2 protein-coding genes are annotated in these 1633 nt (G+C 52.1%); one reads left to right on the top strand and one right to left on the bottom strand.

All coding sequences use genetic code 11. The features are described 5' to 3' along the window. The first annotated feature begins 240 nt into the window (after nt 1-240). On the top strand, nt 241-1335 hold the full coding sequence (locus tag Q7K71_03870) for a hypothetical protein (protein ID MDO8675238.1): 1095 nt from the start codon (nt 241-243) through the stop codon (nt 1333-1335). 82 nt (nt 1336-1417) lie between these two features. On the opposite strand, the gene Q7K71_03865 is transcribed toward Q7K71_03870, so the two are convergent. Further along, the coding region (locus tag Q7K71_03865) for a hypothetical protein (protein ID MDO8675237.1) at nt 1418-1633 on the bottom strand (216 nt) is incomplete at its 5' end.

The raw sequence follows: 1633 nt of genomic DNA, 5'->3' as shown, positions 1-1633 counted from the left end.
ACAAACCAGATTTCACAGGAACCCATTACCATGATCAATCATACCATAAGCGTTTTGAGCATTTTGATCCCGGATCGACCCATCGGAACCAATCTAGCCCTGTTACATTTTTTTTGAATGTTGTTCAGCGGAGCCCTCTTGCCCAGCCGAGGGGCTATCTTCCCGGCGTTCAAATCGATTGGCTTAGACGATGCAGCCACCCGCAGAGCCTGGGCTGCTTTTCGCAAAGGGGTGTGGCAAATGCCAGTCATCTTAATGTTATGGCGTCAGCATGTCAAAGCATTGCCTGGTTGGCAAGAACATCGCTACGAAGGTTATCTGCCCGTCCCAATCGATGTGACCGCCTTTTGGCGTCCCGCGTTGAAGGATTGTCCCGGCCAACACTATCACCCAGCCGCCAATCGGGCACTCCCCGCAGTCATCTTTGGGATCGTGGGCGAAGTGGGCGAAATCAATGGACAGAGACTGGCCCTGCCCCGTGCCTTCGAACGGGTGCATCCCAAAGACCACCGTGAGAAACGCTTGTGGCGAGAGATGCTCAAAAACGCCCAAAAAGGGCTCAAGGCGGATGAAATTGCGGTGATTGACGCTGGGATGAAAATCGGCGACCTCCAAGAAGCTGGAATTGAGCGGTATGTCCTGCGTTTGGCGATCAACTTCACCGCACGGCGTAATTATCTGCCCAAACACATCCTGGGGCGTAAGCCCACTTACGGGGCCTTGGTCCGCCCATTGCCACGCAGACACACAGGCAAAACCCTGGATGCTACCCAGCCAGATGAAAACTATGTCTGGGTTGAGCATGCGCACGCGATCCGGGTGGAGATTTGGCGCAAACTGATTTTGCATCAAGTCCTACCCGCTCAAAACAACCTGACCTTCGATGTCTACGCCATCTATGATCCTGCTTTTGAGCAGCCCTGGCTATTGGCCACCCCCGTGGCGCTCAAACCTGAGAGTGTGCGCGCCATCTACAAAGACCGCTGGCCCGTGGAGCAGATCCCGTTGAGCGCGAAGCAGATGGTCGGCGCCCATCGCCAATTCGTTCACAACTCGGAAAGTATCCAACGCTTGCCTGAACTGGCTCTCCTGGCAGGCTCGCTTTTGAGTTTTCTTGCGGCAACTTTTCCGGCCATGCCCACCGGGTTCTGGGATCGCAAGCCGAAAAGAACGCCTGGCCGTTTTCGGCGGCAGCTCATGGGTCAGCCATTTCCCAAAGATGCCCTATTTTCAGGCCAACTTCGAGAAAAGAACTCGGTGACTGCCCATTTACCCAAAGGATGCCTGGCTCGCCGACCAAAAACCGCTGCAGGTGTCTACGTCGGGGTGCCTTGAGGTAGATTTTGGGCTCATTTGGTAAGGTTCTGTGATACCGCTTTGATCCTCCGCTTGTTTCATGTTCCGTTTTTAGCGGAAACTAAAGATCGTATAATGTTTCCAAATTGATTTTGCTTTCTTGTATTTGCTTTTCGTAGAATTGGAAGTTTTCAACGATGCGCTGAGATGCGGTTGAAGGAAAATCGTGTCCTTCCACAAGACGCTTCAATGTATCCTTGTCGCTTTGTGTCAGCATTAGCTTGTAACGTAGTTCGTCGTCTTCATCGTTGTTGAGTAAGTAATAATTTTGAATTTT

The organism is Candidatus Omnitrophota bacterium (assembly GCA_030650275.1).
Lineage (GTDB): Bacteria > Omnitrophota > Gorgyraeia > Zapsychrales > Fredricksoniimonadaceae > JACPXN01.
Note: the sequence above shows the minus strand (reverse complement) of the source record. Positions and strands in the feature narration are given on the sequence as shown.

Coding starts and splice junctions, on each gene's coding strand:
- Q7K71_03870 (MDO8675238.1), top strand. CDS start 241: ATGCCAGTCATCTTAATGTTATGGCGTCAGCATGTCAAAGCATTGCCT.